14 protein-coding genes are annotated in these 14,176 nt (G+C 68.5%); 5 read left to right on the top strand and 9 right to left on the bottom strand.

Going from position 1 to position 14,176, the window contains the following annotated elements:
• Positions 1 to 11: 11 nt before the first annotated feature.
• The 7 genes from AncyloWKF20_RS07825 to AncyloWKF20_RS07795 form a co-directional block, all read right to left on the bottom strand.
• Positions 12 to 503 carry a MarR family transcriptional regulator gene (locus AncyloWKF20_RS07825; protein WP_279317309.1) on the bottom strand — a complete coding sequence of 164 codons (492 nt, stop codon included), beginning with the start codon at positions 501 to 503 and terminating at the stop codon, positions 12 to 14.
• Positions 504 to 821: 318 nt separating this feature from the next.
• Positions 822 to 1,310 (bottom strand): DNA starvation/stationary phase protection protein Dps, encoded by a 489-nt coding sequence (gene dps / locus AncyloWKF20_RS07820; RefSeq protein ID WP_279317308.1) that lies wholly within the window; start codon positions 1,308 to 1,310, stop codon positions 822 to 824.
• 116 nt (positions 1,311 to 1,426) lie between these two features.
• Entirely contained in the window at positions 1,427 to 2,383 is a 957-nt protein-coding gene (gene speB / locus AncyloWKF20_RS07815; RefSeq protein ID WP_279317307.1) for an agmatinase, read from the bottom strand.
• On the bottom strand, positions 2,383 to 3,339 hold the full coding sequence (gene speB / locus AncyloWKF20_RS07810; protein WP_279317306.1) for an agmatinase: 957 nt from the start codon (positions 3,337 to 3,339) through the stop codon (positions 2,383 to 2,385). Before speB (AncyloWKF20_RS07810) ends, speB (AncyloWKF20_RS07815) begins: the two co-directional genes overlap by 1 nt.
• A 201-nt stretch (positions 3,340 to 3,540) precedes the next feature.
• Positions 3,541 to 4,317: a creatininase gene (locus AncyloWKF20_RS07805; RefSeq protein WP_279317305.1), complete on the bottom strand. Its 777-nt coding sequence runs from the start codon at positions 4,315 to 4,317 to the stop codon at positions 3,541 to 3,543.
• Between the two features lie 31 nt (positions 4,318 to 4,348).
• Positions 4,349 to 5,074: an SDR family NAD(P)-dependent oxidoreductase gene (locus AncyloWKF20_RS07800; protein WP_279317304.1), complete on the bottom strand. Its 726-nt coding sequence runs from the start codon at positions 5,072 to 5,074 to the stop codon at positions 4,349 to 4,351.
• Complete coding sequence (locus tag AncyloWKF20_RS07795) at positions 5,068 to 5,895, bottom strand: SDR family oxidoreductase (protein ID WP_279317303.1); 828 nt, start codon at positions 5,893 to 5,895, stop codon at positions 5,068 to 5,070. Before AncyloWKF20_RS07795 ends, AncyloWKF20_RS07800 begins: the two co-directional genes overlap by 7 nt.
• Positions 5,896 to 6,105: 210 nt before the next feature.
• Here AncyloWKF20_RS07795 and AncyloWKF20_RS07790 point away from each other — a divergent pair, with 210 nt between their 5' ends.
• Positions 6,106 to 7,032 carry a LysR family transcriptional regulator gene (locus AncyloWKF20_RS07790; RefSeq protein WP_279317302.1) on the top strand — a complete coding sequence of 309 codons (927 nt, stop codon included), beginning with the start codon at positions 6,106 to 6,108 and terminating at the stop codon, positions 7,030 to 7,032.
• On the opposite strand, the gene AncyloWKF20_RS07785 is transcribed toward AncyloWKF20_RS07790, so the two are convergent.
• Positions 7,017 to 9,140: a lipopolysaccharide biosynthesis protein gene (locus tag AncyloWKF20_RS07785; protein ID WP_279317301.1), complete on the bottom strand. Its 2,124-nt coding sequence runs from the start codon at positions 9,138 to 9,140 to the stop codon at positions 7,017 to 7,019. The genes AncyloWKF20_RS07790 and AncyloWKF20_RS07785 overlap by 16 nt on opposite strands.
• 102 nt (positions 9,141 to 9,242) lie before the next feature.
• Positions 9,243 to 10,529: an oligosaccharide flippase family protein gene (locus tag AncyloWKF20_RS07780; RefSeq protein WP_279317300.1), complete on the bottom strand. Its 1,287-nt coding sequence runs from the start codon at positions 10,527 to 10,529 to the stop codon at positions 9,243 to 9,245.
• Positions 10,530 to 10,620: 91 nt separating this feature from the next.
• Here AncyloWKF20_RS07780 and AncyloWKF20_RS07775 point away from each other — a divergent pair, with 91 nt between their 5' ends.
• From AncyloWKF20_RS07775 to AncyloWKF20_RS07760, 4 genes are all read left to right on the top strand, one after another.
• Positions 10,621 to 11,043 carry a hypothetical protein gene (locus AncyloWKF20_RS07775; protein ID WP_279317299.1) on the top strand — a complete coding sequence of 141 codons (423 nt, stop codon included), beginning with the start codon at positions 10,621 to 10,623 and terminating at the stop codon, positions 11,041 to 11,043.
• Positions 11,044 to 11,166: 123 nt separating this feature from the next.
• A complete protein-coding gene (locus AncyloWKF20_RS07770; RefSeq protein ID WP_279317298.1) occupies positions 11,167 to 12,018 on the top strand; it encodes a polysaccharide export protein in 852 nt (283 codons plus the stop codon).
• A gap of 26 nt (positions 12,019 to 12,044) precedes the next feature.
• Positions 12,045 to 12,830: a WecB/TagA/CpsF family glycosyltransferase gene (locus tag AncyloWKF20_RS07765; RefSeq protein WP_279317297.1), complete on the top strand. Its 786-nt coding sequence runs from the start codon at positions 12,045 to 12,047 to the stop codon at positions 12,828 to 12,830.
• On the top strand, positions 12,827 to 14,176 hold the full coding sequence (locus AncyloWKF20_RS07760; RefSeq protein WP_279317296.1) for a hypothetical protein: 1,350 nt from the start codon (positions 12,827 to 12,829) through the stop codon (positions 14,174 to 14,176). The genes AncyloWKF20_RS07765 and AncyloWKF20_RS07760 overlap by 4 nt, the downstream gene beginning before the upstream one ends.

Genomic DNA, 14,176 nt, shown 5'->3' with positions numbered 1-14,176 from the left:
GAAGTCGGGCGTCAGCCGCCTTCGCCGCCATAGCGCAGCGCGCTGGTCCAGTGCATTTCGAGCTTGCGCAGCACGTTATAGGCGGTGGTCAGTTCCAGCGCCTCGGCCTCGTCGCGCGGACCCCGCTCAGCGGTGTCGTGCATGTTGCGGATGGCGTCGCACAGGCTGATCGCCTTCGCCGTCAGTCGGAGACGGGCCGAGCGCCGATCACGCAGCGAGGGCGAACGGTGGACATAGCCGCCCTCGACGAGCTGCTTGAGATTGTAGGAGGCGTTGGAGCCGAGATAGTGGCCGCGCTCCAGCAGGTCGCGGACCGAGAGCTCGTCGCTGCCGATGGTGAAGAGCAGCATGACCTGCGACGGGCTGATATCGTCCGTGCCGAGCCGCGTCAGCTCGATCCGCAGAAGATCGAGAAAGCGCCGATGCGCCCGCTCGATCACCCGGGCGATTTCCAGATGGTTGATGACGAACTCCGAGGCTCCCTCGGTACCCGTGCCGTTCATGGCCGAGATGATGTGCGCAGACGTGATCCCATCATCCTGCTCCTTGGCTGGCCTGACTACCATGCGCCCTTGCCCCTTTTGTTCGCCGCGGCCCCGGACGCTGATGCCCCACCCGGCCGGTTTCGATTCCGCCACGCTTTACGCGCGAAGAATGGCGGAATTCGCGTCGTAGGCAAAGCGGTAAGCCGTTCGGGCGCAAAGAAAACACGGGTGAGTACAGCGTGCGCGACAAGTAGAGATTGCAGCGCCGCCGTTTCCCGGTTCCGACATACCATGAAAGAGTGCGCGCAGGCTGGGGGAAACCTGCGCGCCGTGGTGTTACTGCGCTTCCTGAAGGTGCGATTCGATGAACCAGAGCGCCTTGTCGAGCGAACGCGAGGCGGCGGTGAAGATGTCGGCGGTGGTGGCGTCACCGGCCTCGTCCGCCTCGTCGATCGCCTTGCGCACGCTGTTGGCAACAGCGCCGTAGCGGTTGGCGAGTTCGCCAAGGTGATCGGATATCTTGTAGATGTCGGTCGGGTAGGGCTTGAGATGGCTCGCCGTGCCGACCGTCTGGGTGGTGCCCAGCGCCGTGCCGCCGAGCTGCACCACGCGCTCGGCCATGGTGTCGTTATGGCCGTCGAGCTCGGTGCGGAAGCCGTCCAGCATTTCGTGAACGGCGATGAATTGCGGGCCCTTCAGGTTCCAGTGCGCCTGCTTGGTGGCGAGCGCCAGGTCGATGCCGGCGGCGAGATTGGCATTGAGCAGGTCGATGGCGACCTTCTTGGCGTTGGAGGGCAGGTCGTTGGCGGTCTTGTGGGTGCGCATGATATCTCCTCTGCGGCTCCCGGCGTCGCCTGAGGGCGCAGGGCTCCACAGGCGACACCGGTACGTCGATAGAGGGCAAATCGGTCACAAGGGCCGAAGGTCAAGACCGCGCAGCTTCAGCTTTTCCGGTTGTGCAGGATGCGGCCGATGAAGTTCAGCAGCACCTGAGCGGCGAGGATCGAGGTGACGCCGCCCGGATCATATTCGCGGGCGACCTCGACGAGATCGACGCCGATCACCGTGCCGCGCTTGGTCAGCCCGTCCAGCAGTTCCAGCACCTCGTAATAGGTGAAGCCGCCATGGCTCGGCGTGCCGGTGCCCGGCGCTATGGACGGGTCGAAGCCGTCAATGTCGATGGTGACGTAATAGCGCTTGCCCTCCGGGATGCGGGCCAGCACCGCCTCGGTGCCGAGCTTGCGGATCTGCCGCACGCTAAGGATGTCCGAGCCCATGGAGCGCGCCGCCTCATAGCCCTCGCGGGCAGTTGACGAGACATTGCGAATGCCCAGCTGGGTGAGGCCGGTGACATAGGGCTTCTCGGCCGCCCGGCGCAGCGGGTTACCATGGCCGCGCCGCACGCCCTTGCGCTCATCCACGAAGTCGAGATGGGCGTCGAACTGGACGATGTGGAACGGTTCCTCGTCCGAGAACGCCTCGATGCAGGGAATGTTGACCGAGTGATCGCCGCCGAGCACGACCGGGATGGCGCCGGCCTTGAGGATCTTGCGCACGCCAAACTCGATATTGGCGTGGCTCTGGTCGGTGTCGGTGTGGATCATGTCGGCATCGCCGATATCGACGATGCGGGTTTTTTCTGCCGCCAGATAGGTGACGTCGTCCTCATGGTCATAGGCGCCGGCATGGCCGAAGGAGAACAGCGTCGAGGCTTCGCGGATGGCGCGCGGGCCGGAGCGCGCGCCCGAGCGCCATTGCGTGCCGAGATCGAAGGGCGCGCCGAGAATGGCGACATCGGCATCGATCCGGTCCCAGTCGAGCTGGAGCGGGTATTTGCCGAAGGTGCAGATGCCGACGAAGGGCAGGTCGAGCCGCCCGGTCTCATAGCCATGGGCCATTAGCGGGCTCCCTTGTTGTCGACGACGCCCGCGAGCACGCAGAGCAGTTCAAACAGGATGGTGGCGCCGGTGAGCGCGGTGAGGCCGGAAGGGTCGAAGGGCGGGGCGACCTCGACGAGGTCGGCGCCGATAATGTCGAGACCGTCGAGCAGGCGGACCATGGCCTGCGCTTCCCGCGTGGAGAAGCCGCCGATCTCCGGCGTGCCGGTGCCGGGCGCCTGCGAGGGGTCGATGCCGTCAATGTCGAAGGTGACATAGGTCGGCTTGTCGCCGACGATGGCGCGGGCTTCCGCCATCACATCCTCGACGCCGCGGGCGACGAATTCCTCGATGAAGATGATGCGCACGCCCATCTCGCGGGCATAGTCGTAATTGCCGGCATCGGAGATGGCGCCGCGCAGGCCGATCTGCACGAAGCGCTTGGGATCGACCAGCCCTTCCTCGATCGCGCGGCGGAACGGCGTGCCATGGGTGTAGCGGCTGCCATTGAAGAAGCTGTCATAGGTGTCCGAATGGGCGTCGAACTGGATGAGGCCGACCGGCCCGTCGCTGGCGAGCCCGCGCAGGATCGGCAGGCTGATGAGATGGTCGCCGCCGGCGGTGAGCGGCAGCGCCCCGGCCTCGCGCACGCCCTCGTAATGCGCGGTGATGAGGTCAAGCGAGCGCATCAGGTCGAACGGATCGGTGATGACGTCGCCGCAATCGGCCACGCGCGCCCGGTCATAGGGCGACAGGCCGGTGACGTGGTGCACGCGGCGCATCAGGCTCGACTGGTTGCGCAATTCGCGCGGCCCGTGGCGGGTGCCGGCGCGGTTGGTGGTGCCGAGGTCGAAGGGCAGGCCGAGAATGGCGATATCGACCTCGGAGGGCTCGGCCACCGGCAGGCGCATGAAGGTCGGCAGCCCCGCATAGCGGGGGATGCTGCCGGAATCGAGGGGCTCGAAGATGCGGGTCATGTGAACCTCATGGGGGCGGGGCCCCGTTTTCTTTCTGTGTCCCGGACAAGCCGTGCGCAGCGCGGCGCCGATCCGGGATCCAGCGCAAGACGTCGCCGCAGGCGGCTAAAGCAAGAGCAAAGCGGAGCTTCGCGGATTCTCCCCTGGGTCCCGGCTCGGCGCTTCGCCTTCGGCTCCGCTGGGCCGGGACACGGGTCGCCCCTACAGCCCGAATTCCTTGCGGATGGCGGCGGACATGTGGGTGACGTAGTCGGCCATCAGCAGTTCGCCCTTCTCCACCGTGGAGCCAGTGGCGACCGCCAGCACGCCGGAGGGCGGCAGGCCGAAATCGGCGGGGACGGGGAATTTGTCATAGGGCGGGAAGGTGGCCGGGCCGTCACTCGGCACTTTGTCCATCTCCACGAGCTCCGGGCGCAGGAGGAGCATCAGCGAGGTCTCGAGCAGGCTCGCATGTTCGAGGTCGATGCCGGGGAAGCCGTCGGGGAACAGCGTATCCAGCGTGGCGCGCTGGGCGAAGTCCCAGTATTCCAGCCGCATCACCTGCATGTCGGTGATGCCGTCGCGTGAAAGTTCGCGCAACGCCAGATCGAGCCCTTCGACCGACGGCCACAGATTCTCGTAATGGCCGTTCACCAGCACCAGCCGGCGCACGCCCTGCCGGCCGAGATTGCGGATCACGTCGCGCAGCACCAGCGAGAAGGTATGCGCATCAAGGCTCAGCGTGCCGGGAAACTGCTCGCCGCCACCCGAGCGCGGCATGGACTTGCAGCCATAATTCACCGTCGGGGCGACGATGCCGCCGATCGCGCGGGCGACGCGCTCGCACACGCCGGTGGGCAGCACCACGTCCACATTGAGCGGCAGATGCGGCCCATGCTGCTCGGTGGAGCCGACCGGCAGCAGCACCGGCGCGCCGGCGGCGATCTTCGCCGCGAATTCGGGCCAGCTCAGTTCGTCGAGACGGACGCTGTCGACCATGTTTCCCTCTGGTTCTGTCGGGGCAAATCTCTCAATGCATGCCAGCGCCGCCATCGACGCTGATGCATTGGCCGGTGATGAAGCCGGTGGCGCGGCTCGCAAGGAACAGCACCGCCTGCGCGATTTCCTCCGGCCGGCCGACGCGGCCGAGCGGGTTGGTGGTCTCCAGCGCGCGCTCCGCCGGGCTCATCCGGTCGAAGCCGAGCAGCGGCGTGTCGACCGGGCCGGGGGCGACGGCGTTGACCAGAATGTCCGGCGCGAGTTCGCGGGCCCAGGCGCGGGTGAGGCTGAGCACCGCGCCCTTGGTGGCGCAGTAGCCGGAGGCGCCGGCGCGGCCGAGATAGGCCAGCTCCGAGGCGATGTTGATGATGCGCCCGCGCACCGGTGCCGGGCCGCTGAAGTGTTTGAGCGCCTCGCGCGCCATCAGGATCGGCCCGCGAATATTCACCGCCGCCATGCGCTCATAGGCGCCGATGTCAAAGCTGGCGAGCGGGGTGTCTACCAGCACACCGGCGCAGTTGACGATGACGTCGAGCCCGCCGAGCTGGTCGCGCGCCGCATCCATGCCGGCGATAACGGCGGCCTCGTCCGACACATTGGTGAGGATGGTCGGCCAGTGGGAGGTCTGCTCCGGCGGGTGTAGGTCGAAGCCCACCACTTTGGCGCCGGCCGCGCTCAGCGCATCGGCACAGGCGCGGCCAATGCCGCTGCCCGCGCCGGTGACGATGACGCGCAAATCCTTGTGGGGGCTCACCATGGGAATTCTCCTCGGTCGACGCCGAGGCTCTGGCCGGTGATGTTGGCCGCAAGGTCGGACGCCAGGAACAGATAGGTGCCGGCGACATCCTCCGGCTCCATGAATCCCGGCAGGATCTGCCCGGCCACGATCTCGTTCAACAGCGTTTCCGGCTCGGCAGCCATGCGCGCGGCCATGGCGTGGAGCGAGCGCAGTGAGGCTTCCGTGCGCACCCAGCCCGGACACACCGCATTCACGGTAATGCCACGCGGGCCGAGCTCCTTGGCCCAGGTCTTGGTCAGGCCGATCACCGCGTGCTTAGAGGCGACATAGGCGCCGAACAGCGCCTCGGCCGAGCGCGACCACACGGAGGCGGTGTTGATGATGCGCCCGCCATGGCCCATGGCCGGCAGCATGGCGCGGGTGACGAGGAAGGTGCCGACGACGTTTATCTCGACCACGCGGCGGAAGATCGCCTCGTTCTGCGCGCCGGCATCGTCGAGCGGGGTGACGAGCTCCAGCCCAGCATTGTTCACCAGCACATCGAGCCGGGGAATGGACGCCGCCACCGCCGCCACGGCCTCCGCCGAGGTGATGTCCGCCTGATGGCCGCGCGCGCCAAGCCGGCCGGCGGCTTCATGGATCGCGGCATCATCGGCGAGCATTTGCAGCTCCGCCCCGGCGGCGGCGAAGGCGCGGGCGATGCCATGACCGATGCCGCGGCTGGAGCCTGTGACGAGGACGGTGCGTCCGGCGAGACCCTCGAGCGTCATGCGGGCACGCGGGAACAGAGCGGGGAGGGGGCGCGCATCGGGGAAGCTCCAGCGGGAGGGCGAGGCCATGCTGGCGCAGTTCCACTTTCCAGAAAATCGGAATTAGTGGAAGGATGTATTGATAGATTTAGATGTATCGGGCGCTTGCCTTGATCCGTCATCCCGGACGGTCCGCAGGACCGAGCCGGGATCGCGCGGGCACGAGGCGAGGCGGCAGGCGATCCCGGCTCTCGCTGCGCTCGGCCGGGATGACGGGTAGGGCATAAGGGGGACGGCGCCATGCGGCGGCTGGACAATATCGACCTGCGGCTGCTGCGCGTCTTCGTCGTGCTGGCGCAGGAGGGCGGGTTTCAGGACGCGCAGATCGCGCTGAACCTGTCGCAATCCACGCTCTCGACTCATCTGGCCGCGCTGGAGCGCAAGCTGGGTGGGCAGCTTTGCGAGCGCGGGCGGGCGGGATTCCGCCTCACGCCCTTCGGCGAGGCGACGCTCGCCGCCGCGCTGCGGCTGTTCGAGGATATCGACGCCTTTCACGGCCGCATCGGGCGCGACCAGCGCCGCCTCGTCGGACGGCTGCGTGTCGGCATCGTCGATGGCGTCGTGACCAACCCGCAACTGGGTCTCCAGACGGCGCTCGCCCGCTACATGGACTATGCCTCGGAGGTGTTCGTCGATCTGGAGCTCGGCACGCCGCTGGCGCTGGAGCGGGCGCTGATGGACGGGCAGCGCGACCTTGTGGTCGGGCCGTTCTCGCAGAAGGTGCCGGGCATCACCTATATTCCGCTGCACCGGGAGGCGCAGGCGCTCTATTGCGGGCGCGGCCATGCGCTGTTCGACCTGCCGGGTGCCGAGATCAGCCATGCCCGCATCGAGGAGGCATTGTTCTCCGTGCGGCGCTACCGCCACCTCGACGACCTCTACCGGGTGAACCACCCGCGGGCGAGCGCCGCCATCGTGCAGATGGAGGCGCAGGTGATGATGATCCTGTCCGGCCGCTTCATCGGCTATCTGCCGCGCCATATCGGCGAGGATTGGGTCGGGCGCGGGCAGATGCGGGTGCTGAAGCCGGAGAGCTATGGCTTTGATTCCGCGCACTTCGCCGCGACCCGCCGGCTCAGCGGCGAGCAGCCGCTGATCGACGCCTTCATCCGCGAATTGCGAGCGCAGGCGCGTCCGGTGGCCGATCCGGTTCAGGTGAGCCGGTAGATCCAGTCGGGCAGGATGTAACGCCGGCCGATGAAGACGAAGCCGAGCGGCACGCCGCCGCTCTCCACCACCGCGCTGCGCAGGGCGATGGCGGCGGGCTTGCGGGTCTTGTCGGCGCGCACCACCAGCACATTGCCGTCGACCAGCGCGTCGAGCCGGTGGCCGAGCGCGCTCGCCTCGCGCGCGGTGGCGCAGAACACCACCGCCTCGCACTCCTGGCGCAGCTCGCGCATCAGCCCTTCCGCCTCATGCAGCGGCGTGCGCAGCTGGAGCAAGGGCGAGGTCTGCGCGTCGGTCAGGCTCCACAAGAGCGGCGTGCCGGTGGGGCGGGCGCGGATGCCGCCCTTGAGCCGGACCGAGGGATCGTCAATCGTGACCGGCGGGGCGGTGAGATCGACCAGAAGCGTGCGCAGGCCGCGCTGGGTGGTGAACTCGGCGGCGACCCGCTCGGCAAGGCCCGACAGCGCCGGGTCGGCCTCCACGCCGATGAACTGCACGACGCGCACCGGCTGCCCGTCGACCCGCGTATCCGCCAGCAGCGCCGCGAGGTTGCCGGCGTCGCGCTGGAGCGCGGCATCATCCTCGCCGCGCGCGGGATTGTCGTACTCGCCGAGCACCGGCACCTCGAGCGCCCGCTCAGTCTCGCTCGGCTGGATGAAGGTCGAGCGCAGCGCCGAGGCGACCGCGCCGGCGGCGGCGCCGAACAGCACCGCGCCGATGAGGCCAGCGCCGAGGAAAGGCAGGCGCATGGAGCGGTTGGTGACCGAGGCGCCGGCATCCTGCACGAGGCGCACATTGGATTCGCGCTCGGCGGCGGCGGATTCCTCGATCTTGGCGGCGGTGGCGCGGCGCAGATATTCGCGGTAGCCCTCCGACAGCGTCTCGCGGCGGCGGTTGAGCTCGACCAGTTCGGTCTCGGCCGCGCGCAGCGCGGTCAGGCGCTTTTCGGCATCCGCCTGCTGGACGACCAGTTCCTTTTCCTGCCGGTCGAGCGCGTCCGCCTCGATGCGCAGGCTGAGGATCATGTTGTTCACATAGCCCACCGCCGGGTTTCGCACGTCGCGGCTGGTCTCGTAGAGCCGCTCATTGCGGGTGGCGATCTGCTTGCGGATGGTCTCGATCTTGCGGTTGATCTCGCGCATCATCGCGCCATTGGCGGCGTATTGCAGGGCGAGGCGGTCGCGCTCGATGAGGAGGCGGCTCAGCGTGTTGTTGTCGTCGTCATTGCCCAGCGCGTCGCTCTTCTGGTTGAAGTCGAACACGGTCGGGGGCAGGGCGGCGAGCTGCTTCTCGGCCTCGGTCAGCTGGCCGGCCACCGCGACCTTGCGCTCGGCGACCTGACGGCGACGCTGGACGACCGAATCCACCTGATTGGCGGCGAGGACGGCGTCCTGGTCGAAATCGATGATGCCGACGCGGCTTTTCAGCCCCTCGATCGCCCGGTCGGTCGCGGTGAGGTCGCGCTGGAAGCGCTGGACCTCGGCCTCAAGGATGCGGGCGGTGGGGTTCTCCATGATGACCCGCCGGCGCGCCATATAGGCGGCGACCAGCTTGTCGGTCGCCTCGATGGCGATGGCGCGGTCGGGATGGGTGAAGGACACCTCGATCACATTCGAGCCGTCGAGCACCTCGGCGCGCAGATTGCGCCGGAATCGTTCGATCGCCTTGTCCATCGCACTGCCGGGCCCGGCGAGCAGATCGCGCACGCGGGACAAAAGGCCGGGCGGGAACAGCGTCTCGCGGCCCATATCCTCGATCACCGTGCGGATGACATCGGCGCTCTCGAGGATCTGCACCTCGGATTCGACCTGCTTCAGCCCTTCGATGGAGAGCACGGCCGGCCCGGTGCCGGTGACGTTCTGCGCGTTGGTCACCTCGCGGCTGACGATGACCATGAGCAGGCTGTTGGCGGTGTATTCGGTCCTGGCGAACGTCGCCGCCGCCACGCCCGCCGCCAGCGGCAGCAGCGCGGCCAGCAGGATGATGCGGATGTGGAAGAAGGCGGCGATGAGGAAATCGCGCAGCGTGAAGGCGGGCGGGCGACTGCCGGACCACTGGCCGGCGGCCGTGGCCTCGGCCTCGCCCGCATAGGTTCCCGTCATCGCCATTCAACGCCACCTGCACGCCCACCGGCCGGGCGGCCACACCTCTACTCGGCCTGAGTGTGCCCCATTAACGCTAAGCGCCGGTAAAGACCCGCCGCCGCTGCGTCAAAAAGCCTGCGGCATCAGCCGGCGCACCGCGATCGCCGTGCCGAGCGCGCCCTGCACGATGACGAGGGCGGTGAGGATCGCCGCGCCATTCATCCCGTAGAGCGGCACGAGCACGGCGCCGGCGGCGCAGCAGACGAGGAATTGCGCGACGTTCAGCCAGCGCAGCAGCCCGCCATGGCCAGTCATCGCCAGCACGATGTCCTGGCAGGAGAGCAGGCCGTTCACCAGTTGTCCGGCCGCCATGATGACGAGGGCGGTGGCGGCGATGTCGAAGCCGGGGCCGATCAGCGCCAGCAGCGGGCCGGGCAGGAGCATCATGAGGGCGACCGGCGGCACGCTGCACAGCGCGACGAGCCGCCGTGCGCGCCGGTTCTGCGCCCGCAGGCCCGCCCAGTCGCCCAGCCGGTGCAGGGCGGAAAAGCGTGGTGCGGCGATGGAGCCGATGGCGATGATGACCACCCAGATGAGGATGGACAGCCGGTTGGCGATGCTGAAGGCGCCGACCTCGGCCGGGCTCGCATAGACCGCCAGCAGCAGCATCGGGATGGAGTTGAGTGAAACCTGCACCACCTCCACCAGCCCCAGCGGCACGGCGGTGCGCCACAGCGCGGGGAGGACGTCGGCGGGAGCCTCGACCGGTGCGGCGCCGTCGCGCTCGGCCCGCAGGATCAGCCACGCGCCGATGGCGGTGGCGGCGAGATTGGAGAGGGCCAGCGCATAGAGCATGGCGGAGAGCGAGTGCGCGCCCGCCAGCATGGCCAGGAAGGTGAAGACCGGCCAGGACGCGTTCTGCACGAACTGCCCGGCGACGCCGCGGTTCAGCCCCAGCAGCACATGGCCGGCATAGAAGCACAGCGCCTGCGGCAGGATCGCCAGCGCGGCGATGCGCAGCGGGGCGGCAAGGTCGGGATCGTGGAACAGATAGGCTGCGGCGGGTGTCGCGGCGGCGAGCGTCGCCAGCGTGGCCATGACGCTGCCGAGCACGGTCCAGCCGAGGCCGGTGAGCATCGCCCGCTCCGCCGCCGCGCCGTCGCCAATGGCGATCTCCGCCGCCATGTGGCGCACCACCGCCTTCTCGAAGCCGGCGCGGGCGATGGTGGCGGCAAGGCCGACCCAGGTCAGGCAGATGAAATAGAGCCCCGCCTCATGCGTGCCGAGCAGGCGCGCCGCCAGCATGAACAGGCCGAGCTTGCCCACCACCTCCAGCCCGCGCACGGCGAGCGCGCCGGCATAGGGCGCATAGGCCAGCGCCAGCCGGGAGAGACGGGAGGGGAGGGTCGGCATGCGATCCTTTGAACCGGGTCGGGAGAAGCGAGACAGCGCCGGCGCACCATGGCATATCGCCCCCATGGGCCGGATGGGACGACACCCCCGCATGAACCACGCAGCCGTGCGCCTCGCAAGAGCCGGGCGCGCCGCGATGCTGGTGGCTGCCGCGCTGCTGGCGATCGCTGCGGCGAGCCTGCCGGCGCAGGCGCAGACAGGCACGGGCGACCTGCCGGGGGCGAGCCCGCTCGACCCGTCCATCGACCCGTTTCCTTTCGATGGGCGTCTTGCCATCCGCGACTATCTGCGCCGCGCTCTGCCGAGCCGCTGGTGGGCGAATGAGCCGGATTTCTCGCTCGGCGTCTGGTCGGCCATGGTGCATGTGCCCGATGACTGGAAGGGCAACCCGACCTCCGCGCTGATCGGCCTGTGTCCGCCGCGCGAAAGCGTGCTCTGGCGTCATATCGACCGGCTGGACCTCGTGCCCTTCTACCGCGATGCGCGCCGCGCCGGCACGACCTGCCGCCCCTGAGCGCCGCTGCGGGAAGCCGAGTCATTGCAAGGATTTAAGGCTTCATTAACCGCGTTTCTTTAGGTTTCGAGCGTCGCAGCGTGCCGCCCCTGGCGGTGGCGCGTGCCGAGCCGGAGAAGACGCATGCCCCTAGCCGACAGCGGCGACGACGCGCCCCGCTTCCGCGCTGCCGCTCGGGCGGGGCGGGGACGGAAGGGCGCCGTGCTCGTGCCGGTGTTGCTTCTGGCCGTGCTGCTCGCCGGCTGCACCACCAGCCGCGACACCACCGGCTCGGTCGGCAAGCCGCAGAGCCCGGGCGATGCCTTCACCACCGGGCAGGAGCTGCGCTTCACCGAGGTGAACCCGCAGGGGTTCCGCCCGTGGAGCAGCCAGGTTCCGCCCTACCGGATCGGCCCCGGCGACAAGCTGAAGATCAAATATTTCCTCACCCGCGACATGGACGAGGAGCTTACCGTCTCGCCCGATGGCACGGTGGCGCCGCGCGCCATCGGCCAGCTCAAGGTCGAGGGGATGACGCTCGCCGGCGCGCAGGAAGTGGTGCGCCGCGCCTCGCGCGTCGAGCTCGCCGACCAGAAGGTGGTGATCGCGCTCGAAGACCCCGTCTCCGCCAAGGTCTACATCGGCGGCATGGTCGAGCGGCCGGGCCCCTATAATCTCTCGGAGATGCGCAACGGCACGCTGCAGGGCATCCTGACCGCCGGCGGCTTCACCGAGGAGGCGCGTACCGGGCAGGTCGCGATCATCCGCCGTGGCCCGGACAACATGCCGATGCTGCGGCTGGTGAACGTCAAGGAGATCATCCAGACCGGCTTCACGCTGGACGATGTGCAGCTTGTTTCCGGTGACATCATCTATGTGCCGCGCAGCTCCGTCGCCGAGCTGAATGTCTGGATCGACCAGTTCATCAACAAGGTGGTGCCGTTCCAGCGCAGCTTCAACTATACGATGGGCACGCAGAGCACCGTGACCCCCTAAGGGGGCGCCACCAAGGAAAAGCGCCCGTGGAAGCCGTGCCGGAGGTCGTCTATCTCGGCGTGCCGATCGCCCGGCTGGACACGGCGGCGGCCGCCGCCACCATCGCCGCCCGCCCGGCCGATGCGCCCTTCGCCTATGTCGTGACGCCCAATGCGGCGCATTTCACCCGGCTGAACGAACTCGGCGATTCCCGTTTCCGCGACGCCTATGACCATGCCTGGCTGCGCCTGTTGGATGGGCAGGTGCCGCGCGTCCTCGCGCGCCGGCTGTTCGGGCTCGACCTGCCGCACGCCGCCGGCAGCGATGTGACGCTCTCCTTGCTGGAAGGCCATACCGCGCCGGAGGATCCGGTGACGGTGATCGGTGGCAGCGAGGAATTGCGGTGCCGGCTGATGGCGCGCTTCGGCCTCACCCGTCTCGCCCTGCATGTGCCGCCCATGGGCTTCATCCGCGATCCTGCCGCGGTGGCGGCGTGCGTGGATTTCGTCGTGGCGCATCCGGCGCGTTACGTCTTCCTCGTCGCCGGCTCGCCGCAGTCGGAATATCTCGCGCGGGCCATTGCGGCGCGCGGCGGGGCGGTGGGCTGCGGGCTGTGCGTGGGGAGCGCGTTGAACTTCGCCACCGGCCTTGTGCCCCGCGCGCCGGCCTTTCTGCGCCGGGCGGGGCTGGAATGGGCCTACCGGCTCGCCCGCAACCCGCTTGGCCATGCCCGCCGGGTGTTCATCGATTCCGCACCCGTGCTGCTGACGGCGCTGAAGGCCCGGCGCGATCCGGCGCGCTACGGCATGAAACCGCCGGAGGGCGGGGCATGAGCGGGGGCGTCACCTCCCGGCGCCGCGCGGCGGTGGTGAGCCTGCCCCGCGCCTATGTGCCCGACCCGCTGCCGATCTCCGACGAGCGGTTCGCCGGGCTGGTGACGACGACGATCCTTGTCGTCACCCTGCCGCTGTTCGCGCAGTGCTTCCATTACCTGCACGAGCTGACCGTCCCCTATCTGCTCTCGAAGGCGTGGCCGCTCGCCTGCCTGCCGCTGGCGCTCTATGCGGTGGTGCGGCTGGAGCTGCCGGCCAAGCGCTTCTATCTCGTCTTCCTCGCCTATGCGCTGGGCGTCACGCCCTTCATCTCCATGGTGCAGCTCGGCAATGGGCTGATCGACGCGCTGATCACCACGGTGAAGGTGTGGCCGATGACCTATTACTTCGCGCTCTCGGCGCTGCTCGCCTGGCTGGCGCCGAGCCATGACCGGCTGCGCGCCGTGCTGGTGGGGCTGGGTGCCGCGACCTTCGCACTGATGGTGCTGCTGTGGATCGCCGTGCCGACGAGCTGGTACGTGAACGATCCCATGCTCGGCAAGCTGTTCATGATCGAGGTCGAGCGCGGCTATCGAATCTACATGCCGATGTTCTTCGGCGCGCTGCTGCTGTTCTATCTCGCGCGCCGTGCCGTGCAGCGCCCGACCCTGCTGGCGCCGCTGCTGATCCTCGCCGGCTTCCTCGCCATGCTGATGATCTACAAGCAGCGCACGGCCATTGGCGGCATGCTGCTGATCTGCGTCTACGCCGCCGTGACGTCGCTGGCGCCGCGCCGGCGTCTGCTCATCGTCGGGCTGTTCCTCGCCGTGGTGCCGCTCGGCGTGGGGGTGATGATGGTGCAGAACGCCGACAATCTCGTGCAGTCGCTCGGCGGCTCGCTCACCGTGCGCCAGCATTCGCTGGCGCTGGCGGCGAACTTCCTCGGTGACGACCCCTGGCGCTGGCTGTTCGGGGTGGGCGCCACGACCCGCTTCGGCGCCATCACGCTTGCCGACATTTTCGGCAATGACCAGTTCTATATCGCCGATCTCGGCTGGTTCGGCGTGGTCTTTGAATATGGGTTGTTGGGGGCGCTGCTGCTGGCGGGGCTCTATGTGTGGGGTGTCATCGTCGTGTTGAGGGCCGCACGCGGCACGGATGACGCGCTGGTGCTCGCGCTCTCCGACTACATCCTCTATCTGCTGGTCACCTCGGCGGTCTATTCGCTGGTGTTCACGCCGGGCGAACTCGGCGTGGTCATGGCGCTCGCCATCTACCTCCTGCGCGTGCGGGGACGGCGCCCCTCGACAGCGCGACCGGCGCACCGCATAAGCTTCGGCGCCCATGCCCTATCGGACGGAGACTAG

Source organism: Ancylobacter sp. WKF20, from assembly GCF_029760895.1.
Taxonomy (GTDB): Bacteria; Pseudomonadota; Alphaproteobacteria; order Rhizobiales; family Xanthobacteraceae; genus Ancylobacter.
The sequence above is the reverse complement of the archived record's forward strand: the minus strand, read 5'-3'. Positions and strand labels throughout refer to the sequence as shown.

Bases quoted from the DNA above. Each gene is read 5' to 3' on its own strand.
- AncyloWKF20_RS07800 (WP_279317304.1), bottom strand. From the start codon at position 5,074: ATGGTGAGCCCCCACAAGGATTTGCGCGTCATCGTCACCGGCGCGGGC.
- AncyloWKF20_RS07760 (WP_279317296.1), top strand. From the start codon at position 12,827: ATGAGCGGGGGCGTCACCTCCCGGCGCCGCGCGGCGGTGGTGAGCCTG.
- AncyloWKF20_RS07770 (WP_279317298.1), top strand. From the start codon at position 11,167: ATGCCCCTAGCCGACAGCGGCGACGACGCGCCCCGCTTCCGCGCTGCC.
- AncyloWKF20_RS07775 (WP_279317299.1), top strand. From the start codon at position 10,621: ATGAACCACGCAGCCGTGCGCCTCGCAAGAGCCGGGCGCGCCGCGATG.
- AncyloWKF20_RS07805 (WP_279317305.1), bottom strand. From the start codon at position 4,317: ATGGTCGACAGCGTCCGTCTCGACGAACTGAGCTGGCCCGAATTCGCG.
- dps (WP_279317308.1), bottom strand. From the start codon at position 1,310: ATGCGCACCCACAAGACCGCCAACGACCTGCCCTCCAACGCCAAGAAG.
- AncyloWKF20_RS07825 (WP_279317309.1), bottom strand. From the start codon at position 503: ATGAACGGCACGGGTACCGAGGGAGCCTCGGAGTTCGTCATCAACCAT.
- AncyloWKF20_RS07795 (WP_279317303.1), bottom strand. From the start codon at position 5,895: ATGGCCTCGCCCTCCCGCTGGAGCTTCCCCGATGCGCGCCCCCTCCCC.
- AncyloWKF20_RS07780 (WP_279317300.1), bottom strand. From the start codon at position 10,529: ATGCCGACCCTCCCCTCCCGTCTCTCCCGGCTGGCGCTGGCCTATGCG.
- AncyloWKF20_RS07785 (WP_279317301.1), bottom strand. From the start codon at position 9,140: ATGGCGATGACGGGAACCTATGCGGGCGAGGCCGAGGCCACGGCCGCC.
- speB (WP_279317306.1), bottom strand. From the start codon at position 3,339: ATGACCCGCATCTTCGAGCCCCTCGATTCCGGCAGCATCCCCCGCTAT.
- AncyloWKF20_RS07790 (WP_279317302.1), top strand. From the start codon at position 6,106: ATGCGGCGGCTGGACAATATCGACCTGCGGCTGCTGCGCGTCTTCGTC.
- speB (WP_279317307.1), bottom strand. From the start codon at position 2,383: ATGGCCCATGGCTATGAGACCGGGCGGCTCGACCTGCCCTTCGTCGGC.